The sequence below is a fragment of the Serratia sp. CY37869 genome (genome assembly GCF_052168895.1).
GTDB lineage: Bacteria > Pseudomonadota > Gammaproteobacteria > Enterobacterales > Enterobacteriaceae > Serratia > Serratia ureilytica.
Genome location: NZ_JBJNLU010000009.1, coordinates 1 through 16,710, shown reverse-complemented (window position 1 = coordinate 16,710; position 16,710 = coordinate 1). Strand labels below are relative to the sequence as shown.

13 protein-coding genes are annotated in these 16,710 nt (G+C 53.9%); 1 reads left to right on the top strand and 12 read right to left on the bottom strand.

The genetic code is table 11. From position 1 onward, the window contains the following. Positions 1-614 precede the first annotated feature (614 nt). Positions 615-1,310 (top strand): response regulator, encoded by a 696-nt coding sequence (locus ACJ8J1_RS24460; protein WP_033644361.1) that lies wholly within the window; start codon positions 615-617, stop codon positions 1,308-1,310. Here ACJ8J1_RS24460 and ACJ8J1_RS24455 read toward each other — a convergent pair. The 12 genes from ACJ8J1_RS24455 to ACJ8J1_RS24400 all read right to left on the bottom strand — a co-directional run. Further along, a complete protein-coding gene (locus ACJ8J1_RS24455) occupies positions 1,296-2,570 on the bottom strand; it encodes a sensor histidine kinase (protein WP_033644360.1) in 1,275 nt (424 codons plus the stop codon). The two genes, ACJ8J1_RS24460 and ACJ8J1_RS24455, sit on opposite strands and share 15 nt — an antisense overlap. A 1-nt stretch (position 2,571) precedes the next feature. After that, complete coding sequence (locus ACJ8J1_RS24450) at positions 2,572-3,036, bottom strand: oxidoreductase (RefSeq protein ID WP_033644359.1); 465 nt, start codon at positions 3,034-3,036, stop codon at positions 2,572-2,574. Beyond that, on the bottom strand, positions 3,036-3,482 hold the full coding sequence (locus ACJ8J1_RS24445) for a GNAT family N-acetyltransferase (RefSeq protein ID WP_033644358.1): 447 nt from the start codon (positions 3,480-3,482) through the stop codon (positions 3,036-3,038). Before ACJ8J1_RS24445 ends, ACJ8J1_RS24450 begins: the two co-directional genes overlap by 1 nt. A gap of 168 nt (positions 3,483-3,650) precedes the next feature. Beyond that, positions 3,651-7,874 carry a DNA-directed RNA polymerase subunit beta' gene (rpoC, locus tag ACJ8J1_RS24440; protein WP_033644357.1) on the bottom strand — a complete coding sequence of 1,408 codons (4,224 nt, stop codon included), beginning with the start codon at positions 7,872-7,874 and terminating at the stop codon, positions 3,651-3,653. A gap of 118 nt (positions 7,875-7,992) precedes the next feature. Beyond that, positions 7,993-12,021 carry a DNA-directed RNA polymerase subunit beta gene (rpoB, locus tag ACJ8J1_RS24435; RefSeq protein ID WP_004929900.1) on the bottom strand — a complete coding sequence of 1,343 codons (4,029 nt, stop codon included), beginning with the start codon at positions 12,019-12,021 and terminating at the stop codon, positions 7,993-7,995. A 332-nt stretch (positions 12,022-12,353) separates the two neighbouring features. Continuing rightward, on the bottom strand, positions 12,354-12,719 hold the full coding sequence (gene rplL / locus ACJ8J1_RS24430; protein WP_004929903.1) for a 50S ribosomal protein L7/L12: 366 nt from the start codon (positions 12,717-12,719) through the stop codon (positions 12,354-12,356). Between the two features lie 63 nt (positions 12,720-12,782). After that, positions 12,783-13,280, bottom strand: coding sequence for a 50S ribosomal protein L10 (rplJ, locus tag ACJ8J1_RS24425; RefSeq protein ID WP_004929905.1), 498 nt, complete (start codon positions 13,278-13,280; stop codon positions 12,783-12,785). A 338-nt stretch (positions 13,281-13,618) separates the two neighbouring features. Continuing rightward, the gene (rplA, locus tag ACJ8J1_RS24420) at positions 13,619-14,323 is read right to left on the bottom strand and encodes a 50S ribosomal protein L1 (RefSeq protein ID WP_004929908.1); all 705 of its coding nucleotides are present in this window, start codon (positions 14,321-14,323) and stop codon (positions 13,619-13,621) included. Between the two features lie 3 nt (positions 14,324-14,326). Beyond that, the gene (gene rplK, locus ACJ8J1_RS24415) at positions 14,327-14,755 is read right to left on the bottom strand and encodes a 50S ribosomal protein L11 (protein WP_015376316.1); all 429 of its coding nucleotides are present in this window, start codon (positions 14,753-14,755) and stop codon (positions 14,327-14,329) included. Positions 14,756-14,920: 165 nt separating this feature from the next. Beyond that, on the bottom strand, positions 14,921-15,466 hold the full coding sequence (gene nusG / locus ACJ8J1_RS24410; protein WP_004929914.1) for a transcription termination/antitermination protein NusG: 546 nt from the start codon (positions 15,464-15,466) through the stop codon (positions 14,921-14,923). Between the two features lies 1 nt (position 15,467). After that, entirely contained in the window at positions 15,468-15,851 is a 384-nt protein-coding gene (gene secE / locus ACJ8J1_RS24405; RefSeq protein WP_004929916.1) for a preprotein translocase subunit SecE, read from the bottom strand. Between the two features lie 259 nt (positions 15,852-16,110). After that, positions 16,111-16,710: EF-Tu/IF-2/RF-3 family GTPase (locus tag ACJ8J1_RS24400; RefSeq protein WP_239504683.1), on the bottom strand; the 600-nt coding region annotated here is incomplete at its 5' end.

The window sequence follows — 16,710 nt, the reverse complement described above, 5'->3', positions numbered from 1 at the left end:
CCTCACCAACGGCCATCCTGGAACCTGCGCCTGAGGGCACGCACGAACAGGCGGTTTTATCGGCTCAGGTGACGGGCATGATGAGGGAATAGCGGTGTTCAGCACTCACGCAGAGTGTTTTTCAATGGAGCCCGTTGCGGCAGAGAACGGCAGAACGAGGAAAAAGTCGATGCGGAGACGAAAAGTGACTCGAGGGGTAATCCCCGATACTGCCAATGGCCCTGGTGTTGGCCGTCGCGTTTTTTGCCGCCTGCTCCCTGCTTACAGACAAGAGCAGGCGGTTTATTTTGTGAGACTGGCAACCCCCCCAGGACGCGAATCACACAGTATGTGCGCTAATTAACCATACAAACGATTAAATGTGAATGTCTTTTGAGTGTTTTTTTATTTGATATCGAGTGTATTCTGAGTTTGCCAAGGAAAATCAAACTGATATCACCGCAACCTCCGGGGCATCATCTATAATCCAGCACGGGTCCTCGCGCAGATTTGCCACGCTCGCGGTCAACATCAAAAAAGCCAAGGTTGTCATGAAGAAAACGCCAAATTACATCGATGCAATCAGCGCGTTGCTCACTCTTAAAGGGGTTGGCGACAGAAAACATGCCTCCACGATGGCCAACATACTGAACCTTCAGTACAACAGCGCCAAGCAGAAGCTGGATGGTAAAAGGGGCATCACCCTCGACGAAGTCAGAAAGGTGTTTCAGTACTTCAACGAGCCATTCGCCGGCCAAAGAACGCATAACGGCGTTTTTATCATGAACAGCATTCACAAACGCTGTAAGGTTGAAGTCGACGAACACCCGGTGACACAGCTGGACGACGACGAAACCTACGCCTACAAAAAAGATGACCTTTTCATCATCAATACCAGCCGGGATACGCAGGCCGACGTACCGCTGTACAGAGTCAACAAGATAGACTTTCTGCCGGCGCCGCGCATCGCGATCCTGGACAACGACAGCGATATCCTCGAGCTGTTGAAGAAAATCGCCTGCCGCTACGGCATTGAGACCGAGACCTTTCAAACGGCGGATGCCATGCTGGCCGCACTTGAGCAACAGTCCTTTGAGGCGTTTATTCTGGACTGGCTGTTGGACTTCGGCGAAACCTCAGAACGCGTCGTGAAGAAAATAAAGGACACCCTCGATCCGCACGCGCGCATCATCATTCTGACCGGCCAGCTGAATCACTATGAGAAGAATATCGGCGATATGATCCTGCACTATGACGTGCACCTGGTGGAAAAACCGACCAAACCGCTGATTATCTCCTCACTGCTGCTGTCGAATTTATTCTTTAATTAGTTTGACCGGAATGCGGATGAAAAACGATGAGCCAACGCCTTCGGTGGATTTGACCCTGATGGCGCCTTTCAGCGTCGTCACATAATTCTTGATAATGGTCAGCCCCAGCCCCAGCCCCTGCCGCGTTTCCCTTTCTACTCCCTGATTGAACGCCTTGTACAACCGTTCCAGATTATTAACGTTAAATCCGATGCCGTTGTCTTTGACCCATAAATACAGATTGCCATGGCACACCTTCACGTTGAGGATGATCGCGCCGTGGTGAGTAAATTTGTCCGCGTTGCTGAGCAGATTGGCCAATATTCGGTAGAGCTTGTATTTGTCGGAGCAAATCAAACCAACATAGGATGAACGACGCACCACGATGCGATTACCGCGCCCGGCGCTGATACTGGTCATGGCATCGTCCACCACCTCATGCAGCCGAAAGGTGGAAATATTGACGTTAACCTCCCCCATTTCAAACCGCGAATAATCCATCACCTCACGCGTTTGTTCGGCGATCTTGTTGCCGTGGTAGGAGATCAGGCGGGCCTCCTTTTTGAGCTCTTCCTGCGCCAGCTCGTGCTCCATGATATCCGCGGCGATGACGATGGCCTGCGTCGAACCGGCGATTTCATGGTAGATGGATGAGATAAAGATGTTCTTGTTCTTGATGATCTCTTTTAACGAGAAGGCGTTTCTCACCACCAGGAACATCATCAGGAACACCAAAATCAGCGATAAGACGGCGAACATCTCGGCTTTTCTCGAATTATCCTGGATGATGCCTTTAACCTCGGTGAAGTTTTTAATTTGTATCCGATAAATAATCTCCTGGATATCGACCAACGTGCCCTCGATGTCATCCATATAAGCGAGGATATCCGCCTTGCTTTTCCGCCCTGCCAGCAAACCGACGGAAAGATCGCCCAGCGTTCGGTACTGTTGCTTCAGCAGAGCGACGTTCTTGATAAATTCGTCGTCGTAATAGAAAGAGTCGCTGAAGGTGGAGCGGCTCTCCAGGATTTGGATCTTCGAGTAAAATATTTTCTTTTTGATCAGGAAAGCGTCGTAGTCGTCGTTTTCACTGAGCAGCAGCGCAGTTTTGGTTCTTTCAAACGCCAGAAACAGGATCTCGGCCACCGAGTAGTTATCCAGATTGGGTTCGATCTGCTTATAGCGCTCTTTTACGCCACCGAAGTTAATGGCAATCAGCAAAATTAATAAGGAGAAGATGGCAACCAACGCGATAAGAGTACCGATCAGTTTCTTGCTCATCTCATTTAATCTCCAGCCGTTTGACTTGCCAGACGGTTTTCGCGTTCACGTCCAGGTTATTCAGCTCAGGGTATTGATCGCGCGGATAGATAATAGCGAACGGCCCCAGCTCCCCCACGTCGATCGGCTTACCGCCGCGCAGATAGGCGACAATCACGCGATATTTAATCATCTCGTCAATCGGCATCGAATAGGAATAGTCGTCCCACGCGAAGGCGCGCACCGACTTCCCTTGCAGATGGTACGCTTTCACCAGCTCCGAAAACTCAACGCCGGTGAACGCCTCTTCCGGGGTGAAATTGGTCGAGGTTTTAATCGTGTGCGACGGCATCGCCTCCAGCATCTGTCGGGTGACATTGATCTTCTCGCCGTCCGCCGGCTTCAGGTAAAAAGAGTCAACGGCCGCGTACAACGGTGCGCTGAACAGCGAAAGCAGCAGTAACGTCATCAATCCTTTGATTTTCATTATTCACCCTCTTTGCGTTTCACCAGTTCCGCCTGACCGAACTCATCCCGCCCGATCACATCCCAACCGTGATGTTGATAAAAACCTTCGGCTTTAGAGCCGGGATCGGTGGTTAAGTGAATGGCTTCGGCGCCGTGCTCAAACATCCAGGCAGTGACGCGCGCCAGCAAGGCAGAACCCATTCCCATTGATTGGTATTCCGGCTTCACGAACAGTCCGCCGATCAACGGTTCGGGGATGAACAACCCGAATCCAACGCCGGCATAGTCCTCGCCACACTTGCAGATCCAGCCACCGCCCTGGTTGATGTCTTCCAGCGCCTGCTTGCGCTGCAGATACTGGATCTGATGCGGATGCAGCAGGTTCTCTTCGACGGAAAAGCGGATCTCATACAGGTAAGGCAGGTGTTTCGCCGTCAGTTTTTCGAAGGTAATGAGGCTGTCCATGTTTTGTGCTGTCCTTGGTTGTCAGGTAAAAAGCGCCGGTCAATTTCTGCTGTAACCATAGTAGCAAAGTTTGTCATAACCCGGCGCGAGGCGAAAAAAAACCGCCCCCGAGGGAGCGGTTTATCTGGCGATAGACCCGGCGTAGCGGGCCCGCGGCGCGGATGACGATTACTCGTCGTCGCTGCCGCCCAGACCTGCGTTGAGCAGCTCGGCCAGGTTCGCGGTCGCTTCTTCCGCGCTGACTTGCGGAACAACCGGCGCTTCGCCCTGAGCACGACGACGCATGCGATCCTGATGATAAGCGTAACCGGTACCGGCTGGGATCAGACGGCCCACGATGACGTTCTCTTTCAGGCCACGCAGTTCGTCGCGCTTGCCGGCTACGGCAGCTTCGGTCAGAACGCGCGTCGTTTCCTGGAACGATGCGGCGGAGATGAAGGACTCGGTCGCCAAGGAAGCCTTGGTGATACCCAGCAGATCGCGCGAGAAGGTTGCCGGGATCTTACCTTCAGCTTCCAGCTGACGGTTGGCAATCTTGACGCGAGACACTTCAGCCTGCTCGCCTTCCAGGAACTCGGAGCCACCAGCGCTAACGATAGTGCCTTTACGCAGCATCTGACGAACGATAACTTCAATGTGCTTATCGTTAATCTTAACGCCTTGCAGACGGTAAACTTCCTGCACTTCGTTGGTGATGTAGCGGGTAACCGCATGCACGCCACGCAGACGCAGAATGTCGTGCGGAGACTCTGGGCCGTCGGAGACGACGTCGCCACGTTCCACCACTTCGCCTTCGAACACGTTGAGCTGACGCCATTTCGGAATCATCTCTTCGTAAGCGTCGCTGCCGTCCAGCGGAGAGATCACCAGGCGACGTTTGCCTTTGGTCTCTTTACCGAACGAGATAATCCCGCTGATTTCAGCCAGGATTGCCGGCTCTTTCGGACGACGCGCTTCGAACAGGTCGGCAACGCGCGGCAGACCACCGGTAATATCCTTGGTACCGCCGGATTCCTGAGGAATACGCGCCAGGGTATCACCCGCACCGATCTGAATGCCGTCTTCCAGCTGAACGATCGCTTTGCCCGGCAGGAAGTATTGAGCAGGCATATCAGTACCTGGGATCAATACGTCTTCGCCCTTAGCGTCAACGATTTTCAGTGCCGGACGCAGGTCTTTACCGCTACCGGTACGCTCTGCGCTGTCCAGGACAACCAGAGAAGACAAACCGGTCAGTTCGTCGGTCTGACGAGTAATCGTCTGGCCGTCGACCATGTCGGCGAAGCGAATGAAGCCGCTGACTTCACTGATGACCGGCATGGTATGCGGATCCCAGTTAGCAACGGTTTCGCCGCCGTTAACTTCTTCACCGTCGCCTTTGCCCATCACGGCGCCGTAAGGCACCTTGTAGCTTTCTTTGGTACGGCCGAATTCGTCGATCAGTTTCAGTTCGGTGTTACGCGAGGTGATCACCAGCTTGCCTGCGGCGTTCATAACGAACTTCGCGTTGCTCAGCTTGATGCTACCCTTGTTTTTCACCTGAATGCTGGATTCAGCAGCCGCACGAGATGCCGCACCACCGATGTGGAACGTACGCATCGTCAGCTGTGTACCCGGCTCACCGATGGACTGTGCCGCGATAACGCCGATGGCTTCACCTTTGTTGATGATGTGGCCACGTGCCAGGTCGCGACCGTAGCAGTTTGCACACACACCGAAGTCGGTTTCACAGCTCACCACGGAACGGACTTTAACGCTGTCGACAGAGTTCTCTTCCAACAGGTCACACGCCTTCTCGTTCAGCAGGGTGTTGCGCGGCACCAGAATGTCCGCCGTACCCGGCTTGAGGACGTCTTCTGCCGTCACACGGCCCAGAACGCGTTCACGCAGCGGCTCTTTCACGTCGCCACCTTCGATAACCGGAGTCATCAGGATGCCGTCGTGGGTGCCACAGTCGTCTTCGGTCACCACCAGGTCCTGCGCCACGTCAACCAGACGACGGGTCAGATAACCGGAGTTCGCGGTTTTCAGTGCGGTATCCGCCAGACCTTTACGAGCACCGTGAGTGGAGATGAAGTACTGGAGTACGTTCAGACCTTCACGGAAGTTCGCGGTGATTGGCGTTTCGATGATGGAGCCGTCCGGCTTCGCCATCAGACCACGCATACCGGCCAGCTGACGAATCTGAGCGGCGGAACCACGCGCACCGGAGTCGGCCATCATAAAGATGCTGTTGAAGGAAACTTGCTGTTCCACTTCGCCGTCACGGTTAACCACGTCTTCTACCGACAGGTTTTCCATCATCGCTTTCGCAACGCGTTCGTTCGCGGCAGCCCAGATATCGATCACTTTGTTGTAGCGTTCGCCGGCGGTCACCAGACCAGACTGGAACTGCTCCTGGATCTCGGCAACTTCGGTTTCCGCTTCTTCGATGATCTCCGCCTTCTTGGCCGGGATAACCATGTCGTCGATACCTACGGAAGCGCCGGAACGGGCTGCGTAAGCAAAGCCGGTGTACATGATCTGGTCAGCAAAGATAACGGTCGGCTTCAGGCCCAGGATGCGGTAACAGGTGTTCAGCATCTTGGAGATCGCTTTCTTGCCCAAAGGCTGGTTAACGATCGCGTACGGCAGACCTTTCGGTACGATCATCCACAGGATGGCGCGGCCGATGGTGGTGTCGATGATGCTGGTCTGAGAGGTCCACTCGCCTTCGGCGTTCTTGACGTCTTCGGTGATACGCACTTTAACGCGCGCATGCAGCGACGCCAGGCCGGCGCGGTAAACACGCTCAGCTTCTTTGGAACCGTTCAGCACCATGCCTTCGCCTTTGGCGTTAACACAGTCGCGGGTCATGTAGTACAGACCCAGTACAACGTCCTGAGAAGGAACGATGATTGGCTCGCCGTTCGCTGGGGACAGGATGTTGTTGGTGGACATCATCAGCGCACGCGCTTCCAGCTGGGCTTCCAGCGTCAGCGGTACGTGAACGGCCATCTGGTCACCATCGAAGTCGGCGTTATATGCCGCACAAACCAGCGGGTGCAGCTGGATCGCTTTACCTTCGATCAGAACCGGTTCAAACGCCTGGATACCCAAACGGTGCAGGGTTGGTGCACGGTTCAGCAGTACCGGGTGTTCGCGAATCACTTCGTCCAGGATATCCCAAACGACGGCTTCTTCACGCTCAACCATTTTCTTGGCGGCTTTGATGGTGGTGGCCAGGCCACGCAGCTCCAATTTGCCGTAGATGAACGGTTTGAACAGCTCCAACGCCATCTTCTTAGGCAGACCGCACTGATGCAGACGCAGGTATGGACCTACGGTGATAACGGAACGGCCTGAGTAGTCAACGCGTTTACCGAGCAGGTTCTGACGGAAACGACCCTGCTTACCTTTGATCATGTCGGCCAAAGATTTCAGAGGGCGTTTGTTGGAACCGGTGATCGCACGACCGCGACGGCCGTTATCCAGCAGGGCGTCTACCGCTTCTTGCAGCATACGCTTTTCGTTGCGCACGATGATGTCCGGCGCAGCCAGATCCAGCAGGCGTTTCAGACGGTTGTTACGGTTGATCACGCGGCGATACAGATCGTTCAGATCCGACGTCGCGAAACGACCGCCATCCAGCGGAACCAGCGGGCGCAGATCCGGCGGCAGTACCGGCAGCACGGTCAGGATCATCCACTCCGGCTTGTTACCGGACTGTACGAACGCTTCCAGCAGCTTGATACGCTTGGTCAGCTTCTTGCGCTTGGTTTCGGAGTTGGTTTCGTTCAGCTCTTCACGCAGCTGCTCGCACTCGGCTTCCAGATCCATGTTTTTCAACAGGGCCTGAATGGCTTCCGCCCCCATCTTGGCGTCGAATTCGTCACCGAACTCTTCCAGCGCGTCCAGATACTGCTCTTCGGTCAGGATCTGACGACGCTCGAGGTTGGTCATACCGCCTTCGACCACCACATAGGATTCGAAGTACAGTACGCGTTCGATGTCACGCAGCGGCATATCCAGCAGCAAACCGATGCGGGATGGCAGCGATTTCAGGAACCAGATGTGCGCAGTCGGGGAAGCCAGCTCGATGTGGCCCATGCGCTCACGACGCACTTTGGTCTGGGTCACTTCAACGCCGCACTTCTCACAGATCACGCCGCGGTGTTTCAAGCGCTTGTACTTACCGCACAGGCACTCGTAATCTTTTACCGGCCCGAAGATACGGGCGCAGAAAAGGCCGTCACGCTCTGGTTTGAACGTACGGTAGTTAATGGTTTCCGGCTTCTTAACTTCACCGAACGACCACGAACGGATCATGTCTGGCGAGGCCAGAGCAATCTTGATCGCATCAAACTCTTCGGTCTTAGTTTGCGCTTTCAGAAACTTCAATAAGTCTTTCACGGATTGGCTCCTGTCGGAGTTAAACCTGTTGGGCACCCACAACCGCAGTAGGTACCCGTGTGACCTGAACAACCACCCTCAGGCTCCCTTAGGCGGGGAGCCTGAGCCGGAATGACGATTACTCGTCTTCCAGTTCGATGTTGATGCCGAGCGAGCGGATTTCTTTCAACAGTACGTTGAAGGATTCCGGCATGCCTGGCTCCATCCGGTGGTCGCCATCCACGATGTTTTTGTACATCTTGGTACGGCCGTTAACGTCATCCGACTTAACGGTGAGCATTTCCTGCAGGGTATAAGCCGCGCCGTATGCTTCCAGTGCCCACACTTCCATCTCACCGAAGCGTTGACCACCGAACTGCGCTTTACCACCCAGAGGCTGCTGAGTAACCAAGCTGTAAGAACCGGTTGAACGGGCGTGCATTTTATCGTCAACCAAGTGGTTCAGTTTCAGCATGTACATATAGCCGACAGTAACCTGGCGCTCGAATTGCTCACCGGTACGGCCATCGAACAGCGTGATCTGACCGGAGGTCGGGATACCGCCCATTTCCAGCAGCTTCTTGATTTCAGTCTCTTTCGCACCGTCAAACACCGGCGTTGCGATCGGCATACCTTTTTTCAGGTTCTCTGCCAGACGCAGCACTTCGTCGTCGCTGAAGGTGTTCAGGTCAACTTTCTGGCAAACATCGTCGCCCAGATCGTAGGCCTTCTGGATGAACTCACGCAGCTTGGCCACTTCCTGCTGCTGCTTCAGCATCTGGTTGATCTTCTCACCGATGCCTTTCGCAGCCATACCCAGGTGGGTTTCCAGGATCTGACCGATGTTCATACGTGATGGTACGCCCAGCGGGTTCAGTACGATGTCTACCGGCGTGCCGTTTTCATCGTAAGGCATATCTTCGATCGGGTTGATCTTGGAGATAACACCCTTGTTACCGTGGCGGCCCGCCATCTTGTCACCCGGTTGGATCTGACGTTTAACGGCCAGATAAACCTTGACGATTTTCAGTACGCCCGGCGCCAGATCGTCGCCCTGAGTGATCTTACGACGCTTGGCTTCCAGCTTCTTCTCGAAGTCGGATTTCAGTTCGTCATACTGCTCAGCCAGCTGCTCCAGCTGGTTTTGCTTCTCTTCGTCGGTCAGGCCCAGTTCCAGCCAGCGATCGCGCGGCAGCTTGCTCAGCTTGTCGGCTTCGATGCCACCGGCAACCAGTACCGCGTGGATACGCGCAAACAGGCCGGCTTCCAGGATCTGCAGTTCTTCAGTCAGGTCTTTCTTCGCCTGCTTCAGCTGCATCTCTTCGATTTCCAACGCGCGCTTGTCTTTTTCCACGCCATCGCGGGTGAAGACCTGCACGTCGATAACCGTACCGGAAACGCCGTTCGGCACACGCAGAGAAGAGTCTTTAACGTCAGACGCTTTCTCACCGAAGATCGCACGCAACAGTTTCTCTTCCGGCGTCAGCTGGGTTTCGCCTTTAGGCGTTACCTTACCGACCAGGATGTCGCCGCCGGTCACTTCAGCACCGATATACACGATACCGGACTCATCCAGCTTGGAGAGCGCCGCTTCACCCACGTTAGGGATGTCGGCGGTGATCTCTTCAGGCCCCAGCTTGGTGTCGCGAGACACGCACGCCAGTTCCTGGATGTGGATGGTGGTGAAGCGATCTTCCTGCACCACGCGCTCGGAGACCAAGATGGAGTCTTCGAAGTTGTAGCCGTTCCAAGGCATGAACGCTACGCGCATGTTCTGGCCCAGCGCCAGTTCGCCCAGGTCTGTCGATGGGCCATCCGCCAGCACGTCGCCGCGCTCGATTGGCTCACCCAGATTCACACACGGCATCTGGTTGATGCAGGTGTTCTGGTTAGAACGGGTGTACTTGGTCAGGTTGTAAATATCGATACCTGCTTCGCCCGGGTACATCTCGTCTTCGTTAACTTTGATAACGATACGGGAAGCATCCACGTACTGGATCACACCGCCGCGTTTGGCAACGGCGGTTACGCCGGAGTCAACCGCTACAGCGCGTTCCATACCGGTACCGACCAGCGGCTTATCAGCGCGCAGGGTTGGTACGGCCTGACGTTGCATGTTCGCACCCATCAATGCACGGTTGGCGTCATCGTGTTCCAGGAATGGAATCAGTGAGGCACCAACGGAAACGACCTGCTGGGTGGATACGTCCATGTAGTCAACCTGATCGCGGCTGAACAGGCTTGATTCGCCTTTGCTGCGGCAGGTGACCAGGTCTTCTACGAAGCGGCCTTCTTCATCCAGGTTGGAGTTCGCCTGGGCGATAACGAAGTTGCCTTCTTCAATAGCAGACAGGTAGTTGATTTCATCGGTCACCACGCCGTCACGCACGCGGCGGTACGGGGTTTCCAGGAAGCCATACTCGTTAGTCTGTGCGTACACGGACAGGGAGTTGATCAGACCGATGTTTGGACCTTCCGGCGTTTCGATTGGGCACACGCGGCCGTAGTGGGTCGGGTGTACGTCTCGAACTTCAAAGCCGGCGCGCTCACGGGTCAGACCGCCCGGGCCCAGTGCGGAGATACGACGCTTGTGCGTGATCTCGGACAACGGGTTGTTCTGGTCCATGAACTGGGACAGCTGGCTGGAGCCAAAGAACTCTTTCACCGCCGCCGAAATCGGTTTGGCGTTGATCATGTCCTGAGGCATCAGGGTATCCAGATCGCCCAGAGACAGACGCTCTTTCACCGCACGCTCAACACGCACCAGACCTACGCGGAACTGGTTCTCGGCCATTTCGCCGACGGAGCGGATACGACGGTTGCCCAAGTGGTCGATATCGTCCACTTCGCCCTTGCCGTTACGGATATCGATGAGCTTCTTCATCACTTCGATGATGTCGTCTTTGCTCAGGATGCCCGAACCTTCGATCTCGTCGCGCAGCAGAGAACGGTTGAACTTCATACGGCCAACCGCGGACAGATCGTAGCGGTCTTCGGAGAAGAACAGGTTCTCGAACAGGCTTTCGGCAGCTTCGCGCGTTGGCGGCTCACCAGGACGCATCATGCGGTAGATTTCTACCAGCGAGCTCAGACGATCGTTGGTCGGATCGACACGCAGCGTTTCAGAGATGTACGCGCCGTGGTCCAGATCGTTGGTGAACAGCGTTTCGATGCGCTTGTGGCCGGACTGGCTCAGCTTGGCCAGCAGATCCAGCGACAGCTCCATGTTGGCTGCGCAGATCAGTTCGCCGGTATTGGTATCGATATAGTCTTTCGCGACCACTTTGCCCGCGATGTACTCTACCGGTACTTCAATGCTCTGAATGTCGTCTTTTTCCAACTGACGGATATGACGAGCGGTGATGCGACGGCCTTTCTCTACGTAGATCTTGCCGTTGGCTTCGATATCGAACGAAGCGGTCTCACCACGCAGGCGCTCTGGCACCAGCTCCATCTGCAGCTTGTTGTCGCGGATTTCGAAGACGATCTTGTCAAAGAACAGGTCGAGGATCTGTTCAGTGGTGTAGTTCAGCGCGCGCAGAATGATGGTCGCAGGCAGTTTGCGGCGACGGTCAATACGCACGAACAGGTTGTCTTTCGGATCGAACTCGAAGTCCAACCATGAACCGCGGTAAGGAATGATGCGTGCGTTGTACAGCACTTTACCCGAGGAGTGGGTTTTACCCTTATCGCTGTCGAAGAATACGCCAGGACTACGGTGCAACTGAGATACGATAACCCTCTCAGTACCGTTGATCACAAAGGTGCCGTTTTCGGTCATGAGCGGAATTTCGCCCATGTAGACTTCTTGTTCCTTGATGTCTTTGACCGTACCTTCAGGCGCTTCGCGCTCATAGATAACCAGGCGCAGTTTTACGCGCAGCGGTGCAGAGAACGTCACACCACGGATCTGGCACTCTTTGACGTCGAAGACCGGCTCACCAAGACGGTAGCTAACGTATTGCAGCTCCGAATTGCCACTGTAGCTCTGGATAGGGAAAACAGAACGGAATGCGGCTTCAAGGCCGTACTGCCCTTCTGGATCTTGCTCGATAAACTTCTGGAACGAGTCAAGCTGGATAGAAAGGAGATATGGTATGTCCAGCACTTGTGGACGTTTACCAAAATCCTTACGAATACGTTTTTTCTCGGTATAGGAGTAAACCATAGGGTTCCTCAGCTCGCTGATCAGTGACCCAATCTGTCCGTCCGATTAGGGACAGTTCATGCAACACCGTTTTGTCGACCGGAAAGCGGGAACACTTTCCGCAATATCTCTTGCTATCACGCTTAAACCATTTCATCGCGCCTTCCCCCAGAACTCCTGGTAGTGCAAAGACCGCGGTATATTAAGTCGTCGATAGAAACAAACATTGGGAGGCGAAACCAGCAGCCAAACAGTGTGAAACGCTACTGGCGCCCTACAGCGCAAAAAGGCTGGTGACTAAAAAGTCACCAGCCATCAGCCTAAAAGACTAGGCTGCAACCGGAAGGGTTGGCTTATTTAACTTCAACTTCTGCGCCAGCTTCTTCCAGAGATTTTTTCAGAGCTTCTGCGTCATCTTTGCTCACGCCTTCTTTCAGAGCGGCTGGAGCAGATTCAACCAGGTCTTTAGCTTCTTTCAGACCCAGGCCGGTAGCGCCACGTACTGCTTTGATAACAGCAACTTTGTTAGCGCCTGCAGCTTTCAGGATAACGTCGAATTCAGTTTTCTCTTCAGCAGCTTCAGCTGGGCCAGCAGCTACAGCTACAGCAGCAGCAGCAGAAACGCCGAATTTTTCTTCCATAGCGGAAACCAGTTCAACAACGTCCATTACGGACATAGCGGCAACTGCTTCCAGGATTTGGTCTTTAGTGATAGACATAACAATTGTTCCTAAAATTCAGAAATAGTTTAAATACGTTAGCAAAGGCTAAGAAAGAGTGGCTTACGCCGCTTCTTTCTGATCGCGTACTGCAGCCAGAGTGCGAACCAGTTTGCCGGCAGCGGCTTCTTTCATGGTTGCCATCAGGCGTGCGATCGCTTCTTCGTAAGTTGGCAGCGTCGCCAGGCGGTCGATTTGCGCCGCTGGGATCAGCTCACCTTCAAAGGCCGCAGCTTTAACCTCGAATTTTGCATTCGCTTTCGCGAACTCTTTGAACAGACGAGCAGCAGCGCCCGGGTGTTCGTGAGAGAATGCAATCAAGGTTGGACCGACAAACGTGTCTTTCAGGCATTCGAATGGAGTGCCTTCAACTACGCGACGCATCAGGGTGTTGCGAACAACACGCATGTAAACGCCAGCTTCACGACCTGCTTTACGCAGTTCAGTCATTTTATCTACGGTAACGCCGCGGGAATCCGCAACAACCGCAGACAGCGCGCCTTTGGCTACTTCGCTGACTTCAGCAACAATCGCTTGTTTGTCTTGAAGATTTAATGCCATTAGCTTTTTGCTCCTGGATTAGCCGGGGAAAATCCCCCGGAACTCACTTCACTCGGCGCTTTGTAAAACGCCACGCCGAGCGGCTTAACACGGTGAGCAGAATCCAGCAAAGACATTCTTTTATAAAAAAGAAAAATTTTCTTAGGCTCTGTCACCGTCTACGCAGGAAGGATTAAGTATCTTGCGATACACCTGCGGTCTTGGACGGAGGCCTGGATAGGCCAGGCTCCAACCGAAAAATCTTTGTTTTGCCTACGGCATAGCCAATAGCAAAACCTTGGGGCATAAGATTCTAGACAAATCTCGGCCCCAAGTCAAAGCGATAATCGCAAGTGCGATTAGTTCGCTGCGGCAGACAGACCGCTTTGATCGATAGCAACGCCAGCACCCATGGTGGTGGAGAGGCTAACTTTCTTGATGTACATGCCTTTCGCCTGAGAAGGTTTTGCTTTTTTCAGCGCAACCAGCAGGGCTTCCAGGTTTTCTTTCAGTTTGTCTGCGTCGAAATCAACCTTACCGATAGTGGTATGGATGATGCCGTTTTTGTCGTTACGGTAGCGAACCTGACCTGCTTTAGCGTTTTTCACTGCTTCAGCAACGTTCGGAGTAACGGTACCCACTTTCGGGTTTGGCATCAGGCCGCGTGGACCCAGGATCTGGCCCAGTTGACCTACAACGCGCATTGCATCCGGGGAAGCAATAACAACGTCGAAGTTCATTTCGCCTTTCTTGATCTGCTCAGCCAGATCGTCCATACCTACCAGCTCTGCGCCGGCAGCTTTCGCTGCTTCAGCGTTAGCGCCTTGGGTAAATACGGCAACGCGAACGGAACGACCGGTGCCGTGTGGCAGAACGGTAGCGCCACGAACGTTTTGGTCAGATTTACGAGCGTCGATGCCGAGGTTAACGGCAACGTCAACGCTTTCTACGAATTTAGCGGTGGCCAGCTCTTTCAGCAGAGCAACAGCTTCAGTGATGTCATACTGTTTAGTAGCATCAACTTTGTCACGGATCACGCGCATGCGCTTGGTCAGCTTAGCCATCTCTTAATCCTCCACTACCAGGCCCATGGAACGAGCGGTACCTTCGATGGAGCGAGTCATCGCTTCAACGTCAGAACCAGTCATGTCCGCAGCTTTGGTTTCTGCGATTTCACGTACCTGAGCACGGGTCACTTTACCTACTTTGTCTTTGTTCGGCTTACCGGAACCAGACTTGATACCAGCCGCTTTTTTCAGCAGAACTGCTGCTGGCGGGGTTTTGGTAACGAAAGTGAAGGAGCGATCAGAATAAACGGTGATAACAACCGGAATCGGCAGACCTTTCTCAACGCTGTCAGTTTTAGCGTTGAATGCCTTACAGAATTCCATGATGTTAACGCCCTGCTGACCCAGAGCTGGACCCACTGGTGGGCTCGGGTTAGCCATACCAGCTGCAACTTGCAGCTTAACGTAGGCTTGTACTTTCTTAGCCATTTAAATTTCCTCGGTTTGGGTAGTATCGCCTCGTGAGAGGCTCCCCGTGTTTAACCTCGCCAGACAAACATCAGGCAAGGCATCTAAAAACAAAAGGCGCGAAATTGTAGTTCAATTTCGCGCCTTTGACAAGCGGCAACGGACCGCTTATTGCTGATTATTCGATCAGCCTTTTTCAACCTGGCTGAAGTCCAGTTCCACCGGCGTTGCACGGCCGAAGATGGAAACGGAAACTTTCAGGCGGCTCTTCTCGTAATCGACTTCTTCGACCACGCCGTTGAAATCGGCAAACGGGCCGTCGTTGACGCGCACCAGCTCGCCCGGTTCGAACAGCGTTTTCGGACGCGGTTTGTCACCGACCTGCTGCAGGCGGTTCATGATCGCATCAACTTCTTTATCGCTGATCGGCGCAGGACGGTCAGACGTACCGCCGATGAACCCCATGACACGCGGTACGCTGCGCACCAGGTGCCAGCTGGCGTCATTCATCACCATCTGCACCAGCACGTAGCCAGGGAAGAATTTACGCTCGCTCTTGCGACGCTGGCCACCACGGATTTCAACCACTTCTTCCGTAGGCACCATCACTTCGCCGAACAGCTCTTCCATATCGTGCAGTTTGATGTGTTCACGCAGCGATTGCGCTACGCGACCTTCAAAACCGGAAAACGCCTGAACGACGTACCAACGTTTTTTTGGAGCTTCAGACATTTTAGAACCTCAGGCCAGTAATAAACGACACCAGACGGACCAGAATACCATCCAGCCCCCACAGAATCAGTGACATCACGGCGGTTACCGCGGCAACGATCAACGTGGTGTGTAGCGTTTCCTGACGAGTTGGCCAAATCACTTTACGTACTTCGGTACGCGCTTCGCGGGCAAACGCAACGGTAGCTTTGCCTTTGGTGGTCATCAGAGCCACTGCACCTGCAACGGCGATGATCAGCACAACTGCCAGCGCGCGCAATGGCAGGCTTAAATCACGGTAGTAATAGTTACCGACAATAGCCACAACCAACAGAACGGCGACGATCAGCCACTTTGCCGCTTCCAGGCCGCGTCCGCTCCCTTGAGCCTCGGTATTCGCACTCATAAACCAACCTGTCACAATGATGATTCAGAACAAACAACTTTGCCTCGCATTGCGAGGCAAACCAAACCGATCGGATACCGCACTAGCGATATCCCGGTGTTTTACGCCATGACGTATTCAGTCAATACGGTTTAAGAGCCCATCTCACCAATGATTATGACTGCAAAATCGCTGATGAGATAGGTTCTAGTTCACAGCGTAGAAAAAGGGCATCAAATGATGCCCTTTTACCGCGTGTCGCGTCAAACTTTATCAGCGATTAAGCGATAACTTTAGCAACAACACCTGCGCCTACAGTACGGCCGCCTTCACGGATTGCGAAACGCAGACCGTCGTCCATCGCGATTGGGTGAATCAGGGTTACAACCATGTTCACGTTGTCGCCTGGCATTACCATCTCTACGCCTTCTGGCAGTTCGATGGTACCGGTCACGTCAGTAGTACGGAAGTAGAACTGTGGACGGTAGCCTTTGAAGAATGGCGTGTGACGACCACCTTCATCTTTGCTCAGGATGTACACTTCAGATTCGAACTGGGTGTGCGGCTTGATGGAGCCTGGTTTAGCCAGTACCTGACCACGTTCGATTTCTTCACGTTTGATACCACGCAGCAGAACACCTACGTTCTCACCAGCACGGCCTTCGTCCAGCAGTTTGCGGAACATTTCAACGCCAGTACAGGTAGACTTAACGGTGTCTTTGATACCAACGATTTCAACTTCTTCGCCAACTTTGATGATACCGCGCTCAACACGACCGGTAACAACGGTACCACGACCGGAGATGGAGAATACGTCTTCGATTGGCAGCAGGAACGGCTTGTCGATAGCACGCTCTGGCTCTGGGATGTAGCTGTCCAG

Excerpts from the sequence above, each read along its gene's own strand:
- ACJ8J1_RS24460 (WP_033644361.1), top strand. The coding sequence starts at position 615 with ATGGCCAACATACTGAACCTTCAGTACAACAGCGCCAAGCAGAAGCTG.
- ACJ8J1_RS24455 (WP_033644360.1), bottom strand. The coding sequence starts at position 2,570 with ATGAGCAAGAAACTGATCGGTACTCTTATCGCGTTGGTTGCCATCTTC.
- ACJ8J1_RS24450 (WP_033644359.1), bottom strand. The coding sequence starts at position 3,036 with ATGAAAATCAAAGGATTGATGACGTTACTGCTGCTTTCGCTGTTCAGC.
- ACJ8J1_RS24445 (WP_033644358.1), bottom strand. The coding sequence starts at position 3,482 with ATGGACAGCCTCATTACCTTCGAAAAACTGACGGCGAAACACCTGCCT.
- rpoB (WP_004929900.1), bottom strand. The coding sequence starts at position 12,021 with ATGGTTTACTCCTATACCGAGAAAAAACGTATTCGTAAGGATTTTGGT.
- rplL (WP_004929903.1), bottom strand. The coding sequence starts at position 12,719 with ATGTCTATCACTAAAGACCAAATCCTGGAAGCAGTTGCCGCTATGTCC.
- rplJ (WP_004929905.1), bottom strand. The coding sequence starts at position 13,280 with ATGGCATTAAATCTTCAAGACAAACAAGCGATTGTTGCTGAAGTCAGC.
- rplA (WP_004929908.1), bottom strand. The coding sequence starts at position 14,323 with ATGGCTAAGCTGACCAAGCGCATGCGCGTGATCCGTGACAAAGTTGAT.
- rplK (WP_015376316.1), bottom strand. The coding sequence starts at position 14,755 with ATGGCTAAGAAAGTACAAGCCTACGTTAAGCTGCAAGTTGCAGCTGGT.
- nusG (WP_004929914.1), bottom strand. The coding sequence starts at position 15,466 with ATGTCTGAAGCTCCAAAAAAACGTTGGTACGTCGTTCAGGCGTTTTCC.
- secE (WP_004929916.1), bottom strand. The coding sequence starts at position 15,851 with ATGAGTGCGAATACCGAGGCTCAAGGGAGCGGACGCGGCCTGGAAGCG.